Below are 17,112 nucleotides of genomic sequence, written 5' to 3' on the forward strand. Positions count from 1 at the left end.
GTTCAGGCTGCCGGTATCAGCCCTCCACTTCGCCCGTCTCGCTACCATAAATCGTGAAATGAGCAACGGGTGGAGTCGCCTCGTACTGCTCGCTGCGGAGGTCACCTTCGCGGTGCTCTTCCTCCGTGCGCTACTCGCCCGGCTCCGCCGCCAGGACCCGCTGCGCCGCGACGTCGCGCTGGTGTTCGCCCCGTTCATGCTGGTGTTCTGCGTCGACATGGCCCGCCGGGGGTACGGCACCCTACCGCGCTGGGTGGACGCGGTCAGCGCCGCCGCGATCCTCGCCCAGCCGTACCTCACGCTCCGTCTCGCCGGGCGGCTCCGGGCCGTCCCGCGGGCCCTGACCGCCGGGGCGCTGCTGGGTTATGTCGCGGTCCTGATCGCCGTCGTGCTCGCGCCCCGGCCGCTGCCGGACTGGGTCCGGATCCTGTCGGTGCTCTACTTCCTGGGCGTCGAGGTCCTCGCCGCGACGCTGCTCTACGGCGAGGCCCGGACCCGGACCGGCGCGAACCGGGCCCGGCTCATGATCGCGGCCGGCGCGACGTTCGTCTTCGGCTGCGTCATCCTGCTGCGGGTGCGCGGCGGTGAATCCCCGCTGCGCCCGGTCAGCGTGGTGTTCGCCCTGATCAGTGCGCTCGGCTACCTGATCGCGTTCCAGCCGCCGCGATGGCTGCGCCGGGCGTTCTCGGCCGCCGCCGCGCAGACCGTCACCGAGCAGCTGCTGCGGGCGCCCGCCGACTCCCCCGACCAGGTCTGGCAGACCTACGCCGAGATCATGCGGGTGCAGACCGGGGCGGACGCGGTCGCCGTCCTGCTGCACTCGGCGGGCGGGGCGTACCGGCGGATCGCGTATTCCGGCCCGGGGCTGCCGGCCACCGGCGACCCGATCGACACCGACCTGAGCCGGCTGGCCCGCCACCCCGTCCCGGTCCGGCTGCGCGACGCCGAGGGGGGCGCCGGACTGGTCGGCCACTTCGGTACCGGGCTGGCCGACGACTTCGTCCGCGTGCTGCGGATGCGGGTGCCGCCCGACGTCGAGGGGGCGGTGCTGCTCTTCAACCGGCACCGCAACCTGTTCAGCGAGGACGACCTGCGGTTGCTCGCCGACCTCGGCGGGCAGGCCGGGCTGCTGGCCGAGCGGCAGGCGATCACGGCCGAACTGAGTGCCTCGGTGGCCGCGCTGACCCTGGCCAGTCAGGCGAAGAGCGACTTCCTGGCGAACATGAGCCACGAGTTGCGTACCCCGTTGAACGCCATCATCGGTTTCAGTGACCTGATGCGGCTCGAAGAGCCGGAGGGTGACCGCCGGCGGGTGCCCGCCGAGTGGGTGGACCACGTGCACGGCAGTGGCCGGCACCTGCTCGGGCTGATCAACGACATCCTCGATCTGACCAAGGTCGAGTCCGGGCGGATGGAGCTGCGGCTCGCCCCGGTACGGGTGGACACCACCATCGAGGAACTGCTGACCGGCCTGGCGCCGCTGTTCACCGGCAAGCGGCTCGCGGTCCGCGCCGACCTGGCCCCGGTGACCGCGCTCGCCGACCGGCTGCGGTTCCGCCAGATCGTCGAGAACCTGCTCTCCAACGCGATCAAGTTCACGCCCGACGGCGGCAACGTGACGGTCAGCGCCCGTGCCGCCGGCGACCGGGTCCGGATCGTGGTGGCCGACACCGGCGTCGGCATCGCCACCGAGGACCTGGAACGTGTCTTCGAGGAGTTCCAGCAGGCCGGCGATCCGGAGCGGCGGCACTCCGGCACCGGACTCGGGCTGGCGCTGACCCGGCGACTGGTCGCCGCCCACGACGGGGAGATCAGCCTGGTGTCGGAGCCGGGCCGCGGCAGCGAGTTCACCGTCGACCTGCCGGCCGTGACCATCGCCGCCTCCGCCGCCCACCCGGGCACCGGGCCATACGTGCTGCTCATCGAGGACGACCCGCAGTCCGCCGAGCTGATGAGCACCCAGCTGGGCAACGCCGGCTACCGGGTGGAGGTGGCCGGCACCGGGGAGAGCGGCCTGGCACTGGCCCGCGAGCACCGGCCCGACGCGGTCGTCCTGGACGTCACGCTGCCCGGCATCGACGGCTGGGAGGTGCTGCGCCGCTTCAAGGCCGACCATCTGCTCTCCGGCATCCCGGTCTTCTTCGCCAGCATCCTGGACGAGGCACCGACCGGGATCGCCCTCGGCGCGCACGACTGGTTCGTCAAACCGGTCGAGCAGTCCGCGCTGCTCAGCGCCCTGACCAACGCGGTCGCCGCCCGGCCCGTGCCGCGCGTGCTGCTGGTCGACCACGACGACGACGCCCGGCACGCCATCGCCGAGGGGCTGCGGGCCGGCGGTGCCGACGTGGTGGCCTGCGCCGATGCCCGCGACGGGCTGGCCCGCAGCCGCACCGGCGAGTTCGACCTGATCGTCTGTGACATGCAGTCGCCCGAGGAGGACGGGTTCAGCCTGCTCGCGGCGATCGAGCAGGACCCGTCCGGCCGGCACACCCCGGTGCTCGGTCTGAGCGCGGCGGCCTTCGCCTCCGGCGACACGACCCCGCTGATCGCCACCGCGATGGCCGGTGGGGCGGTCGCCGAGGCGCTGGCCGGTCCCGAGGTCCTGCCCCCACGGCTCGGTCTGCGGCCCGCCGTCCTGCCCGGCCCGCATCCGGCGGCGCGGCGCGGGACGACGCGGGTCCCGGAGATCACCGTCACGCTCCGCAGCGCAGTCCCACCCACCGACGCCCGGAGGACCGAACCGTGAAGGCACCGCACCGCATCCTCCTCGTCGAGGACGAGGAACTGAACCGCATGCTGGTCAAGGCGGTCCTGGCCCGGGCCGCCGTCGCCGCGGTCCGGGACGCCGAACTGGTCGACGCCGCGACCCTGGCCGCCGCCCGGGAACGCCTGGCGGACACCGAGTTCGACCTCATCCTGCTCGACCTCAACCTGCCCGACGGCAACGGCCTCAACCTGGCCCGGGAACTCGCCGCGACCGGGCAGCCACGGCCGCCGGTCGTCGCGGTCACCGCCAGCGTGCTGCCGCAGGACCAGAAGGCGGCGCTGGAGGCGGGCTGCGACGACTTCCTCGACAAGCCGTACGCCGCCGCCGACCTGGTCGCCACGATCGCCCGCCACCTGGGCGAGAGCTGATCAGGCGGGGGCCAGGACGATCTCGGCGCGGGCCCGGCCGTCGCGTTCGCTGACCACCGCCAGCACCTCACCGGCCGGGTCGAAGACCGCGTACGGCCCCTCGATGCCGACCGCCGGGAGCGGGCCGCCGTGCCGGAGCACCCGGGTCTCCTCCTCGGTGGCGATGCGCTGCGGGAAGGCGCGGCGGGCGGCCTCGGTGAGCGGGAGGCCGATCACGTCGGGCGCGCGTTCCTCCAGCTCGGCGAGGGTGGACGCGGCGTCCAGGGTCATCCCGCCGACCGCGGTGCGCCGCAGTGCGGTGAGATGGCCGCCGATGCCGAGGCCGGTGCCGAGGTCACGGGCGATGGCCCGGATGTACGTCCCCGACGAGCACGTCACGTCGATGTCCACGTCGACCACGTCCCGGTCCGCGGGCCGCCGGATGTCGAGCACGTCGAGCCGGTGGACGGTGATCCGGCGGGCCGGGATCTCCACGGTCTCGCCCTCGCGGACCCGTTTGTACGCCCGCTCCCCGTTGATCTTGATGGCGCTGACCGCGCTGGGCACCTGGTCGATCTCGCCGACCTGCGCGGCCAGCCCGGCCCGGATCGCCTCGTCGGTGACGTGCCCGGCCGGGACGGTCGCGGTCATCTCACCCTCGGCGTCGTCGGTGATCGTCGACTCCCCGAGCCGGATCGTCGCGGCGTAGCTCTTCTCCGCGCCGATCACGTAGGTCAGCAGGCGGGTGGCCCGGTTGACCCCGATGATCAGGACACCGGTCGCCATCGGGTCCAGCGTCCCCCCGTGCCCCACCCGCCGGGTCTTCGCCAGCCGCCGGATCCGGGCGACGACGTCGTGCGACGTCATCCCGGCCGGTTTGTCCACCACGATCAGTCCGTCCGTGTTCACCCGCCCAGCCTATGGGTAACGGTCGCCGGGCCCGTCCGGCCGGTCGCCGGTGTGGCCGCGACGGCACATCGTCAGCGGACGGCGCCGGTGACCAGCCAGCGCGGCGAACGCCAGCGCCAGATCAGGCCGGCGAACCGGGCCATGGTGAACAGCCCGAGACCGGCCCACACCCCACCGAGACCCAGATCCAGCGCGTACGCCGTCCAGATCGCCGGCAGGAAGCCGAGCAGCGCCGACAGGATGGTCAGCGTGCGCAGGAACGCCACGTCCCCGGCCCCGATGAACACGCCGTCCAGTGCGTAGACGACGCCCGCGAACGGCAGCAGGGCCACGAACCAGGGCCAGATGACCGCCGCCTGATCGTGCACCGCCGGATCCGGGGTGAACCAGCCCGGCACCACCGAGGCGCCGGCCGCGGCCAGGGCGGCGAAGGCCACCGCGGCGACACCACCGGCCAGGGTGACCCGGCGGGCCACGTCGCGGGCCTCGTCCGGATCGCCGGCGCCGAGGGCCGCGCCGACCAGCGACTGGGCGGCGATGGCCACCGCGTCCAGGGCCAGGGCGGCGAAGAACCAGAGTTGCAGCCCGATCTGGTGCGCGCCGACGGCGGCGATGCCGAACCGGGACGCCACGGCGGTCGCCGAGAGGAAGCAGGCCTGGAACGCGGCGCCGCGGATCAGCAGGTCACGGCCGAGCACCACCTGCTGCACGATGATCGACGGTTTCGGGCGCAGTGCCCGGGTCTCCCGGACCAGCGCGATCAGGAAGAGCGCACCGCCGAGGGTCTGCGCGGTCACGTTCGCGATCGCCGAGCCGGTCAGCCCGAGGCCGGCGGTGTAGACCAGGAGCGGGCAGAGGATCGCGGAGAGCACATTGGCGCCCAGGACGATCCAGAGCGGCCGGCGGGTGTCCTGGACGCCGCGCATCCAGCCGTTGCCGGCCGCGGCGAGCAGCAGGCCGGGCGCGCCCAGAGCGGCGATCCGCAGCCAGCCGGCGGCGGCCTCGGCGGTCGCCGGGTCACCGGCCAGGAGCCGGGCGAGCGGGTCGGCGGCGACCGTGCCGAGCAGGGCGAGGAGCAGTCCGGTACCGAGGGCCAGCCAGGAGGCCTGGACGCCCTCGGCGACCGCGGCGGCCCGGTCCCCGGCACCGAAGCGGCGGGCGGCGCGGCCGGTGGTCCCGTACGCCATCAGCGTCCCGAACCACACGGCGAACGACATCACCGTCCCGCCGATCGCGACGGCGGCCAGCGGGAGGGACCCGAGGTGGCCGACGACCGCGGTGTCGACGAGGACGTAGAGCGGCTCGGCGGCCAGGACCACGAGCGCGGGCAGGGCCAGGCCGGCGATCCGGCGGGCCGTGGCGGTGCGCTGCGGCTGGGTGGGCGCATCGGCAGGCGGGCTCATGGGAACCCATGATGCCCGCCTACCGGTAAGGGCCGCAAGGCGGCCCGTCACTTACAAACCTACTGACGCGTGTCCATCGACGTCTGGAGGGCGCGGCGCGCCTGCTCGGCGGCGTCGTCAGCGGGCTTCGGCTTCGGCTTGGCAGCCATGGAGAGATCCTTCCGGTGGAACGGGCGCACGGGCGCCCGAGAGCAGTCGAGCGGGGCGTCACCAGCCGGCGCGGGATCGCCGCGGCCTGTGCCGGGTGACGCGACCCGGGCCGGTAGGCGCGGGCGGCTCGAGGTTTCGCGGACGGCCTCGGTGCCAGCCGAGCGAAACCAAATCACCGTTCAGGCCAAAACTAACGTTCAGTCCCGCCGCAGCAGGCCCGGATCCCGCGATCCGGGACAGAAAAAGCGGAGGCCACCCTCTCAGGTGACCCCCGCCACGCAGCGGAAACATCTCTAATTCAAGTGTTCGTCGACCAGCCTGCGAACCGTGTCCACCACGTCGGAAGGCTCGCCGTACCCGGTGAAACCGGCCGCCAGACGGTGCCCGCCACCGCCCTGCGACACCGCCACACCGCTCACGTCGACCGCGCCCTTGCTGCGCAGCGACACCGACCACTCGCCCGCCGCCACCTGCTTCACCACCACCGACACGTCCGCCTCGGCGACCGAGCGCACCGGATCGATCAGAGTGTCGAGCACGTACGGCGGCTGCCCGTACCGCTCCAGGTCGGCCAGCGTCGCATACGTCCAGACCATGCCCCGGCCACCGGCCGCGGCCGGCTCCAGGACCGCCCGCCCCAGCACCTCGCCGGTCAGCTTCATCGCCCCGAACGGCTTGCTGTCGAAGATCTGCCGGGAGATCTCCCCCGGCCGGATCCCGGTGGCGATCAGCCGCGCCGCCAGCTCGTGAACCGATACCGTCGTCATGTCGAACTTGAACGACCCGGTGTCGGTCGCCAGAGCGACGTAGAGGCACTCCGCGATCTCGGGGTCCAGCGGCACCCCGAGACGGCTGAGCAGCCCGTCAGCGACCACCGAGGTGGCCGCCGCCTGCGGATCGACCAGCCGCACCCCACCGAAGCCGGTGTTGGACGCGTGATGGTCGAGAACCACACTGGCCGGCGCGGCCGCGAGACGGCCGGCGAGCGCGCCGAGACGCGACTCGCTCGCCACGTCGAAGACCAGGACCAGGCGCGGGTCGGCGAACGCGTCCGGCTCCGGCACCAGCAGGTCGGCACCCGGGAGCCTCTGGTACGGCGTGGGCACCACGAAATCGCCCGGGAACGTCGCGCGCACCCGGGTGAACCCCAGGCGCCGCAGACCCAGCCCGAAGCCCAGCATGCTGCCGAGCGCGTCCCCGTCCGGGTTCACGTGGCAGATCAGCTGGATCTCGTCGTCGAGGCCGGCCGAGCGGACCGCCGCCACGGCGGCGGCCCACTGTTGCGCGGACGGGCCGAGAGTCACCCCTTGTCCTCGCGGGCGCCCACCCGCTCCGGCTCGTCGTCCTCGACCTCGTCGTCCTCGTCACTCTTGTACGGATCCGGATCGCCGGCATAGGTCGCGCTCGCCGCGATCTGCTGGACCTCCTCGTCCCGGTGCCGCGCCTCGGCCAGCAGATCGTCGATCTCCTTGACGTGGTGCAGGACGTTGTCCAGCACGAACGTCAGGCTCGGCGAGTGCCGCAGAGCGAGCGCGTGACCGACCCGGGTGCGCAGCATGCCCTTGGCGCTCTCCAGGGCGGCCGCCGTGGAGGCCTGCTCGGTCGTGTCACCCAGCACGGTGTAGTAGACCGTCGCCTCGCGCAGGTCGCCGGTGATCCGGGCGTCCGTGATCGTCACCATGCCGAGACGGGGATCCTTGATCTCCCGCACCAGCCTGGCCACCAGCTCCTTGATCCGCTCCGCATGCCGGCGCGTCTTGGCTGGGTTGGACATCTCGCCCACCTCCGACTGTGTATCCCGCGGGTCGTACCGCCCCCGCCCAACTGCTGAAGCGTACCCAGGCGCTCAATCGTCCTCGCCGTACAGCCTTCGCTTCACGGACAGCAGCTCGATCTCGGGACGGCCGGCCACCTGGTTCTCGCAGGTGTCGACGACGGCACGCGCCTGGGACGCCTCCGCCGCCACCACGGCCACCCCGATCTGTGCACGGCCGTGCAGGTCGTGCAGACCGACCTCGGCGACGCTGACCTCGAATTTCTTCAGCATCGCGATGATCGGCCGGACATAGGAACGCTTCTGCTTCAGCGAGTGCGAGTCACCGGGCAGGAGCAGGTCGAAGATCGCGGTCTCGGTATACATCAGCGAGCACGTTACTGCGGTTCCTGAGATGGATCAGCTGTATTTCCGGGCCACCAGCACATCCCGCTCGATGCCCTGGTCCACCCGGTGCGCCAGGGGCTGGAACTCGATCAGCTTCAGGCCGTTCGCCACCAGGATGTCCTCGGCCAGCTCGCGCTTGGCGACCTTGGTGTTCCAGGAGATTCCGACCGCGCCACCCGGGCGCAGCAGCTTCAGCCACTCCGGCACGGCCCGCTCCAGCAGGTCCAGCGGGCGCCGGGTGATGCCACCGCCGTCATCGTCGTAGCTGCCGTGGGCGACCCCGTACGGCAGGTCGGTGACGATCAGGTCGGCGACGTTGCCCTTGATCAGCCCGTCCAGGCCGGTGGTGTCCGCGTTCAGCACGATGATCTTCTGCACCGCGCCGGCCTTGTGGTCGTCCTTGCTGGCCGCGAGGGTCACCTCCAGCCGCCTGGCAGCCCGGCGGCCCTGCCGGCGCACCGTGATCAGGTCGGCGGTGTGCTTGAGCCGCTTGCGCTTGAGCCAGGTCTGCAGGAACAGCTTGTACGCCTCGACGTCCTTGCCGTCGATCTCCACGCCGATGCCGTCGTACCCGTACATCAGGGCCTGGTTGAGCGTGGTGCCGCGGCCGCACAGCGGGTCGAAGACGGTGAGGTTGCCGTCGAGCATCCGCGGAGCGAAGGCGGAGCCGAGCAGAGTGAGGTTCAGCACCAGCTTGGTGAACTGCTCGTTGGTCTTCCCCGCGTACTTCGGGATGGTGATCAGGTCGCTGTCATACCGGGCGAGAGGTGTCAGCGCGAGAGGACGCAGCAGGACATCGTCGACACGCTCGAAGAGCGCATAGGCCGAGGACAGATTCGAGAGGTACGCGACATCGCGCTCGGAGAGCTCCGCGGCGAACGTCAGATACTCCACGCCGCCGAGCACGGTCACGCCGACGTCGTCGAGCGCGGTGGACAGCACCGGGCCGAACGCGGCCAGCTCCGCCTGGGACATGCGGGACGCCTGGTCGGCGTAGACGCGGTTGGCGGATGGAGCGAGCAGCATGGCATAGCGGGACATGCCGCCATTCTGCCGAGACGGCCCCCGGTGCCGAAGCACCGGGGGCCGTCATCGAGCTCAGGAGCTTATGCGCGCGGCTTCTCGCGCATCTCCCACGTCTCGATCGTGTCGCCGACCTGCGGCGAGCCGTAGCCGCTCAGGGTCAGACCACACTCGAAGCCCTCGCGGACCTCGGTGGCGTCGTCCTTGAACCGCTTCAGCGAGCTGATCGTGACGTTGTCGGCCACGACCGTGCCGTCCCGGATGATCCGGGCCTTGGCGTTGCGCTTGAGCAGGCCCGAGCGGACGATACAGCCGGCGATGAGGCCGATCTTGGACGAACGGAACACCTCGCGGATCTCCGCGGTGCCCAGCTCGACCTCTTCGTACTCCGGCTTGAGCAGGCCCTTCAGAGCCGCCTCGATCTCCTCGATGGCCTGGTAGATCACGCTGTAGTAGCGGATCTCCACGCCGGCGCGGTCGGCCATCTCCTTGACCTTGTTGGAGGCCCGGACATTGAAGCCGATGATCGTGGCGATCTGGTCCGACGAGGCCGACGCCAGGTTGACGTCGCTCTCGGTGATCGCACCGACGCCGCGGTGGATGACCTTGAGCTCGACCTCGCTCGGAATCTCGATCTTGAACAGCGCCTCTTCGAGGGCCTCGACCGAACCCGAGCCATCACCCTTGATGATCAGGGTGAGAGCAGTCGTCTCGCCCTTCTCGATCTCGCGCATGATGTCTTCCATCGACTTCCGGCGACCCGAGTTGGCGAAGGTCGCCGCACGACGGCGAGCCTGCCGCTGCTCGGCGATCTGCCGCACGGTGCGGTCGTCCTCAGCCGCGAGGAAGGTGTCACCCGCACTCGGGACCGAGGTGAGACCGAGCACCAGGACCGGCCGCGCCGGAAGCGCCTCGGCCACCTGGTTGCCGTGCTCGTCGAGCATGGCCCGGACGCGACCGTGCGCGCCACCCGCCACGATCGAGTCGCCGGCCCGCAGCGTGCCCTTCTGCACCAGGACGGTGGCCACGGCACCGCGACCCTTGTCCAGGTGCGCCTCGACCGCGACACCCTGGGCGGGGCCGTCGATCGGAGCGGTCAGCTCGAGCGCCGCGTCGGCGGTCAGCAGGACGGCCTCGAGGAGGTCGTCGATGCCGATGCCGGGCTTCGCCGCGACGTTGACGAACATCGTGTCGCCGCCGTACTCCTCGGCGAGCAGGCCGTAGTCCGTCAGCTGCTGCCGGACCTTGTCCGGGTTGGCGTCCGGCTTGTCGACCTTGTTCACCGCGACGACGATCGGCACGTCGGCCGCCTTCGCGTGGTTGAGCGCCTCGACCGTCTGCGGCATGACGCCGTCGTCGGCCGCGACCACCAGGATCACGATGTCGGTGACCTTGGCGCCACGGGCACGCATGGCGGTGAACGCCTCGTGACCCGGGGTGTCGATGAAGGTGATCGCCCGGTCCTCCCCCTGGTGGGGGACGACGACCTGGTAGGCGCCGATGTGCTGGGTGATGCCACCCGCCTCGCCGGCGACCACGTTGGTCTTGCGGATCGCGTCGAGCAGCTTCGTCTTACCGTGGTCGACGTGACCCATGACGGTCACCACCGGCGGACGGGTGACCAGACGGTCCTCCGCCACCGCGGCGTCGAGGTCGATGTCGAACTGCGCGAGCAGCTCACGGTCCTCGTCCTCGGGGCTGACGATCACCACGTTGAAGCCCAGGTGCTCACCGAGCAGCAGCAGGGTGTCGTCCGACACCGACTGCGTCGCGGTGACCATCTCACCCAGGTTGAACATCTCCTGGACGAGCGAACCCGGGTTGGCGTTGATCTTGTCGGCGAAGTCGGAGAGCGACGAGCCACGCGAGAGCCGGACGTCCTGGCCGTTACCGCGGGGAGCGCCAGAGCTCATCTGCGGTGCGGACAGGTTGTCGAACTCTTGACGCCGCTGCTTCTTCGACTTGCGGCCACGCGTCGGCCGGCCGCCGGGACGCCCGAAGGCACCCGCCGCGCCGCCGCCACGGCCACGTCCACCGGGACCGCCGCCACCCGGACGACCGGGAGCGCCGGCGCCGACCGGACCACCGGTGCCGCCACCGGGGCCACCCCGGTAACCGCCACCGCCGGCACCGCCGCCGCCACCGGGACGGAAGCCGCCACCGGCACCGCCGCCGCCACCGGGACGGAAGCCGCCACCGGCACCGCCGCCGCCACCGGGACGGAAGCCACCGCCGCCGCCACCGGGGCCGCCACGACCGCCGCCGGGACCACCGGGACGGCCTGCGCCACCACCGGGGCCGCCGCGACCGGCGCCGGGACCGGCGGGACGCTGCGAGGGCATCGAGGCGGGGCTGGGCCGCGGCGGCATCGAGGCAGGGCTCGGCCGCGGCGGCATGCCCGCCTGGTTCGGACGCGGCATCGAGGACGGCGAGGGACGCTGAGCGCCGCCGCCGGAGACACCGAACGGGTTGTTACCCGGGCCACGGGCAGGCGGGCGCGGAGCGCCGCCGGCCGGGCCGGGACGGGGACCACCGGGGGCACCCGGACCACCCGGACCACCGGAACGACCGGCACCGGCGGCGGGCGAACCCGGACGAGGCGGAACGCTGCCGGGGCCCGGACGCGGGCCACCACGCTGGGCGCCACCGTCGGTCGAACCCTGACGGCGCTCGGCATCCCGCGTGCGGGCGGCCTGAGCGGCCTTGACCGCGGCCTCCTGCTCGGCCTTCAGTGCCGAGGCGCGCGCCTCGGCGGCCGCCACCTCGATGTCGTGCGCACTGGCCGGCTTCGCGACCGGGCCGGGCATCGGGCCCGGCCGGCCGGGAACGGCCGGCTTGGGCCGGACGAACGGGCCGGGGGTGGGCGCGGGGGAAGTAGGGCTGTTGGAGGGGGCGCTCTGCGACGGACCCGGACGACGCGGCGGCTGGGGCCGCCCCATCGGCGGACCCGGACGCGGGGAGCCGGACGGAGCGGGGCCACCGGAGGTGGGCGCGCTCGACGCCGGAGCCGACGGAGACGCCGGAATGGCGCCACCCTGCTCCAAGGCGCCACGCAGCCGGCGGGCCACAGGGGCCTCGACGGTGCTGGACGCGGATTTAACGAACTCGCCCATGTCCTTCAACGTGGCGAGAACGGTCTTGCTATCGACCCCGAGCTCTTTGGCGAGCTCGTGTACGCGGGCCTTGCCTGGCACTGCACTCCTCACTTCGAGGTCGTGCGAGCAGCGCCCGCACAGACCTCACTCGTGCACTAGAAGCCTGGTCATTTCAGGGACTTCATCGTGTGCTCATCTGGGTCGTCCTACCTTGCTCGGTCGTGACGGGGCGGCGACGCCTCGTCATCAGTTGATCCGCATGGCACGGAGACCGTGCGGATGTGCTCCGCAAGCAGTTCTGGGTTAGCAAGTCCAGTGAGACGCAACGCACGCCCGAAGGCGCGGCGCCGCTCTGCCTGCGCGAAGCAGGCCGGATCGGGATGCAAATGCGCTCCCCGCCCCGGCAGTCGGCGGGCCGGATCGGGCAGAAGCCGGAGGTCACCCCCCGAATCTGCCGCGACGAACCGCAGCAAACGATTGGCCGGCGCGCGTTTGCGGCAGCCGATGCAGGTTCGCATCGGGCCGACCGAGAGTAAGTCTACCTCTCGTTCGCGCCGCACGCGTATCCGGTCAGTTCCCCGTCCCGGCCGCATCACGGTCCGAGACGCCGGCCGGCTCGCTGTCCGGACGGATGTCGATGCGCCAGCCGGTGAGACGAGCGGCCAGCCGGGCGTTCTGTCCCTCCCGGCCGATCGCCAGGGACAGCTGGAAGTCGGGCACGGTCACCCTGGCCGTACGGCTGGCCGCGTCGACCACCTCGACCCGCAGCGCCTTGGCCGGCGAGAGCGCGTTGCCGACGAAATGAGCCGGGTCGTCCGACCAGTCGATGATGTCGATCTTCTCGCCGTGCAGCTCGCTCATGACCGCCCGGACCCGCTGGCCCATCGGGCCGATACAGGCACCCTTCGCGTTCACGCCCTGCACGGTCGACCGCACCGCGATCTTCGTACGGTGACCTGCCTCACGTGCGATCGCGGCGATCTCCACGGTGCCGTCGGCGATCTCCGGCACCTCGAGGGCGAACAGCTTCTTCACCAGGGCCGGGTGCGAGCGGGACAGGGTGATCTGCGGGCCGCGGAAGCCCTTGGCCACGTGCACCACGATGCAGCGGATCCGGGTGCCGTGCGGGTAGCTCTCGCCGGGCACCTGCTCGGACTGCGGCAGGACCGCCTCCAGCTTGCCCAGGTCGACAGTCACGATGTGCTTCTCGGCACGTGCGGCGTCGGCCTGCACCACACCGGTGACCAGGTCCCCGTCGCGCCCCGCATACTCACCGAAGTGCTGCTCGTCGGTCGCCTCCCGGAGCCGCTGGAGGATCACCTGCTTGGCGGTCATCGCCGCGATGCGGCCGAAGTCGTGCGGTGTGTCGTCCCACTCCCGCACCACCGAACCGTCCGCGTCCAGCTCCTGTGCCAGCACGGAGGCCACACCGCTCTTGCGGTTGATGTCCACCCGGGCGTGGCTCTCCGCGCCCTCGGTGTGCCGGTAGGCGGTCAGCAATGCGGTCTCGATGGCCGCCAGGATCGTCTCGAACGGGATCTCCCGCTCGCGCTCCAGGGCGCGCAGCGCCGCGAGGTCGATGTTCACTCCTCGCCCTCCCCTTCGTCGTCGTCTTCTTCGTCCGACTCGTCGAACTCGGCTTCGTCCATGCGTTTGAACTCGATCTGGACCTTGCCCGCACCCAGCTCGGCGAAGCTCAGCTCCCGGATCGTGGAATCCACGTCGAGAGTCACGCCGGTGTCGCCGACCGCGATGACGCGGCCGGTCAGCCCGTTCACCGCGACCAGCCGGCCGGTGTTGCGCCGCCAGTGCCGCGGCTCGGTGAGCGGCCGGTCCACCCCGGGCGAGCCGACCTCCAGCTGATACTCCCCGGCGAGCACCTCGCCGCCGGCCTCCTCGGCCGCGTCGAGCGCCCCGGAGATCTCCCGGGAGATCACCGCCACGTCGTCCAGGCTGATGCCGCCGTCGGTGTCGATCAGGACCCGGACCACGTGCCGGCGGCCGGCCCGGGACAGGGTGAGGTCCTCCAGGTCGTAACCGGCCTTGACCACGACCGGCTCGATCACCTCGCGGACCCGGGCACGCGCGGCGGCCAGATCGACGCGGGGAGGAGTGGGGGTACGGGTCTCCGGCTCCGGCCGGGTGCGGCGGGCGCCGGGGCGACCGCCGGGCCGGGCCCCGGCGCGACCACGCTGCGTCATCGGGCTCGACCTCTCGCTAGCTTTCTCGCAGGAACGACTATATGCCGCCGGGCAGTTCATGGCCCCGCGGCTGACGCGAAGCGTAACGTGCCGGTGGGCGGGGCGAAGCAGCGCCGCACCGAATGGTGTTGACTGGCACCGTGCTGACGACCTCACGGCGGATCCTCCTCGGCGCCCTGGCGGGTTCGGCCGCGCTCGCGGGCTGCGGTGTCTTCGACGGGGATCCGGAGCCCGCTCCCCCACCGGACTCCTTCCAGCCCCTGCTCGACGAGGCACTCGCGCTCGCCGCGTCGTACGACCGGGTGATCGCCGCGCAGCCCGCTCTGGCCGCCCGGCTCACCCCGCTGGCGGAGGACCACCGGGCGCACGCCGCCGACCTCGCCCGGGTGATCGGGGTGACGGTGGCGTCCGCGGCACCGTCCGTACCGGTCTCGTCGGCCCCCGCGGGCACGACCGCCACGCTGCGTAAGGCCGAGCAGGCCGCGCAGAAGACCGCGGTCGCGGCCTGCAAAGCGGCCCCGGCCGAGCGGGCCATGCTGGCCGGCTCGATCGCCGCCTGCCGCGCCACCCACGCCGAAGCACTCCGCTGACCTGACCCGATACTGTTCGCGCCGTGACGGAACAACTCGCCGCCGCCCTCGCCGCCGAGGAGGCGGCCATCTATGCCTACGGCGTGATCGGCGTGCATCTGACGGGCTCCGACGAGGTGTCCCGCGCCCGTGCCGCCGAGCTGGAGCACCGGGCCCGGCGCGACGCCCTGGTGGACCGCATCGACGAGCTGCGGGCCAGCGCCGCCCCCGCCCCGGCGGCCTATCGGCTGCCGTTCGAGGTCACCGACCGGGAGGGCGCCCTGAAGCTGGCCGTGCACGTGGAGGACGGGGTGGCCCAGGCGTGGCGGGTCCTGCTGCCGGTCACCGAGGGCGAGGAACGCATCGACGCGCTGTCGCATTTGACCGACTCCGCAGTTCGTGCCACACGGTGGCGGCGCATCGCCGGGGTCACCCCGCTGACAATCGCCTTTCCGGGCCGCCCGGGCTGATGATCGCGCCACCCGGCCGGGACCGATACCCGAGAATGAGGGTGTGATCGTCGAGCTGGACACCACCATGCCCCGCGGATCGCTCGCCACCCGCCTGCGCGACGCGGTCCAGGAGCGCTGGCCGGCCGAGGTCCAGTCGATCGGACTGTGCGGGTCGATGGCACACGGCGACGACACCGAGAGCAGCGACGTCAACGTGGTGGTGGTCACCTACCGCCCGCGGACCGGCCCCAAACCGGCCCGGCGCATCGTCGACGGCGTGCCGGTCGACCTGCGGGTGACGACCGCCGAGGAGGGGCTGGGGCAGGCCCGGCTGCTGACTCCGCAGTGGCCGATGCAGGCCGACACCTACATCACCACGTTTCCGCTGCACGACCCGCAGGAGTGGTTCAAGACCCGCCGCGAGGCCCACCTCAGTCTGCTGGCCGAGGCCCGGCCGATGGAGTTCACCGGCCTGGCCCGGCAGAACTGGGCGATCGCCAACGGCGCGCACGCCCGCGCGGTGCGGCTCACCCAGTGGTATGAGACGGACGCCGCCCTGATCCTGATGGCCGAGGCCCGCCTGCACGCCGCGCTGGTCGCCGGGTTCCTGACCCGCACCTACTTCCGCAACACGGCCGACGCGGTCAAGCACACCGGGGTGGCCGCGGCGGACATGCAGGAACTGGGGGCGATCCTGCGATACCAGGCGGAGGAACTGACCGCGCGCGGCCGTCCGGTCGACGGCCGGCTCGGCGCCCTCTTCGACTAGACCGGCGGGTCAGGGCAGGGTCAGGATCTCGTAGCCGTCGTCGGTCACCACGAGCGTGTGCTCGAACTGGGCGGTCCACCTGCGGTCCTTGGTGACCACCGTCCAGCCGTCGCGCCACAGGTCGTACTCGTGGGTGCCCAGCGTGATCATCGGCTCGATGGTGAACGTCATGCCCGGTTCCATCACCGTGGTGAGCTGCGGGTTGTCGTAGTGCGGGATGTACAGCCCGGAGTGGAAGGTCTCACCGATCCCGTGCCCGGTGAAGTCACGGACCACGCCATACCCGAACCGCCGCGCATACGCCTCGATGACCCGGCCGATCGCGTTGATCGGGCGGCCCGGTGCGACCGCGCGGATGCCCCGCATCATCGCCTCGTGGGTGCGCTCGACCAGCAGCCGGGCCTCGTCGCTGACGTCACCGACGAGGAAGGTGGCGTCGGTGTCGCCGTGTACGCCGTTCAGGTACGCCGTGACGTCGACGTTGATGATGTCGCCGTCCTCCAGCACGGTGGAGTCCGGGATGCCGTGGCAGATCACCTCGTTGAGCGACGTGCAGCAGGACTTGGGGAAACCCTTGTAGCCCAGCGTCGACGGGTAGGCGTGGTGATCGAGCAGGAACTCGTGCACCACCCGGTCGATCTCGTCGGTGGTGACGCCCGGTTTGCAGTGCTCACCGGCGAGCTGGGTGGCCTGCGCGGCGATCCGGCCGGCGATCCGCATCTTCTCGATCGTCTCGGCGGTCTGCACGTGCGAGCCGCGCCACTGCTGGGGACGTTTCTTCCCGACGTACTCGGGGCGGACGATCTGCGCCGGGACCGATCGCGCACGCGACTGCTTTCCCGGCACGAGTGGGGCACGTACGGTCATGAGGAACAGCCTATCCGGCGGCCACGGCACCGACCGGCCCCGTCCTTGCCGCTGCGCGGACCGCTGTGGAATCGTATTCGGCGTGGATCAAGAGGAGGCGGACCCGGGCTTCTCCGCGGTCGGCGAGGTGGCCGGGGATCGTGTCACCGTCACGGTGACCGGTGAGGTCGACATGGCGACCGCCGGAGCGCTGTATCAGGCCGCCACCCCCGATCGGGTGACCGCGGCGACCCTGGATCTGCGGGCGGTCACGTTCTTCGACTCGGCCGCCATCCACACCCTGGTCCGCCTGGCCGACCACTACGCGGGTGAGATCGAGGTGTTCCCCTCCGACCGGGTGCGCCGGGTGCTCGACATCTCCGGCCTCGGCGGGCAGCCCTGGCTCCGGACCGGCTAGAG

17 protein-coding genes are annotated in these 17,112 nt (G+C 71.8%); 6 read left to right on the plus strand and 11 right to left on the minus strand.

Annotation, left to right across the window (positions count from 1 at the left end; genetic code table 11):
- The first annotated feature begins 58 nt into the window (after positions 1–58).
- Positions 59–2,746 (plus strand): ATP-binding response regulator, encoded by a 2,688-nt coding sequence (locus BC793_RS07615; RefSeq protein ID WP_109590686.1) that lies wholly within the window; start codon positions 59–61, stop codon positions 2,744–2,746.
- Positions 2,743–3,135 carry a response regulator gene (locus BC793_RS07620; protein WP_239169696.1) on the plus strand — a complete coding sequence of 131 codons (393 nt, stop codon included), beginning with the start codon at positions 2,743–2,745 and terminating at the stop codon, positions 3,133–3,135. The genes BC793_RS07615 and BC793_RS07620 overlap by 4 nt, the downstream gene beginning before the upstream one ends.
- Here BC793_RS07620 and truB read toward each other — a convergent pair whose 3' ends face one another.
- From truB to rimP, 10 genes are all read right to left on the minus strand, one after another.
- Entirely contained in the window at positions 3,136–4,023 is an 888-nt protein-coding gene (truB, locus tag BC793_RS07625; protein WP_109590688.1) for a tRNA pseudouridine(55) synthase TruB, read from the minus strand.
- 71 nt (positions 4,024–4,094) lie between these two features.
- Positions 4,095–5,426 (minus strand): MATE family efflux transporter, encoded by a 1,332-nt coding sequence (locus BC793_RS07630; protein WP_109590690.1) that lies wholly within the window; start codon positions 5,424–5,426, stop codon positions 4,095–4,097.
- Positions 5,427–5,869: 443 nt separating this feature from the next.
- A complete protein-coding gene (locus BC793_RS07635; protein ID WP_109590692.1) occupies positions 5,870–6,880 on the minus strand; it encodes a DHH family phosphoesterase in 1,011 nt (336 codons plus the stop codon).
- Positions 6,877–7,350: a 30S ribosome-binding factor RbfA gene (gene rbfA, locus BC793_RS07640; RefSeq protein WP_109591451.1), complete on the minus strand. Its 474-nt coding sequence runs from the start codon at positions 7,348–7,350 to the stop codon at positions 6,877–6,879. Before rbfA ends, BC793_RS07635 begins: the two co-directional genes overlap by 4 nt.
- A gap of 72 nt (positions 7,351–7,422) precedes the next feature.
- Positions 7,423–7,716, minus strand: a complete 294-nt coding sequence (locus BC793_RS07645; RefSeq protein ID WP_109590694.1) for a DUF503 domain-containing protein — start codon at positions 7,714–7,716, stop codon at positions 7,423–7,425.
- 33 nt (positions 7,717–7,749) lie between these two features.
- Complete coding sequence (locus BC793_RS07650) at positions 7,750–8,778, minus strand: TRM11 family SAM-dependent methyltransferase (RefSeq protein ID WP_109590696.1); 1,029 nt, start codon at positions 8,776–8,778, stop codon at positions 7,750–7,752.
- Between the two features lie 65 nt (positions 8,779–8,843).
- A complete protein-coding gene (gene infB / locus BC793_RS07655) occupies positions 8,844–11,954 on the minus strand; it encodes a translation initiation factor IF-2 (protein ID WP_109590698.1) in 3,111 nt (1,036 codons plus the stop codon).
- A 107-nt stretch (positions 11,955–12,061) separates the two neighbouring features.
- Positions 12,062–12,448 (minus strand): YlxR family protein, encoded by a 387-nt coding sequence (locus BC793_RS07660; RefSeq protein ID WP_203896036.1) that lies wholly within the window; start codon positions 12,446–12,448, stop codon positions 12,062–12,064.
- A complete protein-coding gene (nusA, locus tag BC793_RS07665) occupies positions 12,426–13,442 on the minus strand; it encodes a transcription termination factor NusA (RefSeq protein WP_109590702.1) in 1,017 nt (338 codons plus the stop codon). Before nusA ends, BC793_RS07660 begins: the two co-directional genes overlap by 23 nt.
- The gene (gene rimP / locus BC793_RS07670; RefSeq protein WP_109590704.1) at positions 13,439–14,056 is read right to left on the minus strand and encodes a ribosome maturation factor RimP; all 618 of its coding nucleotides are present in this window, start codon (positions 14,054–14,056) and stop codon (positions 13,439–13,441) included. Before rimP ends, nusA begins: the two co-directional genes overlap by 4 nt.
- A 140-nt stretch (positions 14,057–14,196) precedes the next feature.
- Between rimP and BC793_RS07675 the strand changes: the two genes are divergently transcribed.
- From BC793_RS07675 to BC793_RS07685, 3 genes are read left to right on the plus strand one after another with little or no spacing between them, the layout of a single operon-like run.
- Positions 14,197–14,646, plus strand: a complete 450-nt coding sequence (locus BC793_RS07675; RefSeq protein ID WP_307784559.1) for a hypothetical protein — start codon at positions 14,197–14,199, stop codon at positions 14,644–14,646.
- Between the two features lie 23 nt (positions 14,647–14,669).
- Entirely contained in the window at positions 14,670–15,095 is a 426-nt protein-coding gene (locus BC793_RS07680; protein ID WP_109590708.1) for a ferritin-like domain-containing protein, read from the plus strand.
- A gap of 43 nt (positions 15,096–15,138) precedes the next feature.
- Entirely contained in the window at positions 15,139–15,846 is a 708-nt protein-coding gene (locus tag BC793_RS07685) for a nucleotidyltransferase domain-containing protein (protein WP_239169700.1), read from the plus strand.
- A gap of 9 nt (positions 15,847–15,855) precedes the next feature.
- Here the strand turns inward: BC793_RS07685 and map are convergent, their stop codons facing one another.
- Positions 15,856–16,713, minus strand: a complete 858-nt coding sequence (gene map / locus BC793_RS07690; RefSeq protein WP_109590710.1) for a type I methionyl aminopeptidase — start codon at positions 16,711–16,713, stop codon at positions 15,856–15,858.
- 82 nt (positions 16,714–16,795) lie between these two features.
- Here map and BC793_RS07695 point away from each other — a divergent pair, with 82 nt between their 5' ends.
- Positions 16,796–17,110, plus strand: coding sequence for an STAS domain-containing protein (locus BC793_RS07695; RefSeq protein ID WP_239169701.1), 315 nt, complete (start codon positions 16,796–16,798; stop codon positions 17,108–17,110).
- Positions 17,111–17,112 lie beyond the last annotated feature (2 nt).

Origin of the sequence: Actinoplanes xinjiangensis (assembly GCF_003148685.1) — a bacterium.
GTDB lineage: Bacteria > Actinomycetota > Actinomycetes > Mycobacteriales > Micromonosporaceae > Actinoplanes > Actinoplanes xinjiangensis.

Excerpts from the sequence above, each read along its gene's own strand:
- rimP (WP_109590704.1), bottom strand. The coding sequence starts at position 14,056 with ATGACGCAGCGTGGTCGCGCCGGGGCCCGGCCCGGCGGTCGCCCCGGC.
- BC793_RS07645 (WP_109590694.1), bottom strand. The coding sequence starts at position 7,716 with ATGTATACCGAGACCGCGATCTTCGACCTGCTCCTGCCCGGTGACTCG.
- BC793_RS07630 (WP_109590690.1), bottom strand. The coding sequence starts at position 5,426 with ATGAGCCCGCCTGCCGATGCGCCCACCCAGCCGCAGCGCACCGCCACG.
- map (WP_109590710.1), bottom strand. The coding sequence starts at position 16,713 with ATGACCGTACGTGCCCCACTCGTGCCGGGAAAGCAGTCGCGTGCGCGA.
- BC793_RS07660 (WP_203896036.1), bottom strand. The coding sequence starts at position 12,448 with ATGCGGCCGGGACGGGGAACTGACCGGATACGCGTGCGGCGCGAACGA.
- rbfA (WP_109591451.1), bottom strand. The coding sequence starts at position 7,350 with ATGTCCAACCCAGCCAAGACGCGCCGGCATGCGGAGCGGATCAAGGAG.
- BC793_RS07615 (WP_109590686.1), top strand. The coding sequence starts at position 59 with ATGAGCAACGGGTGGAGTCGCCTCGTACTGCTCGCTGCGGAGGTCACC.
- BC793_RS07650 (WP_109590696.1), bottom strand. The coding sequence starts at position 8,778 with ATGTCCCGCTATGCCATGCTGCTCGCTCCATCCGCCAACCGCGTCTAC.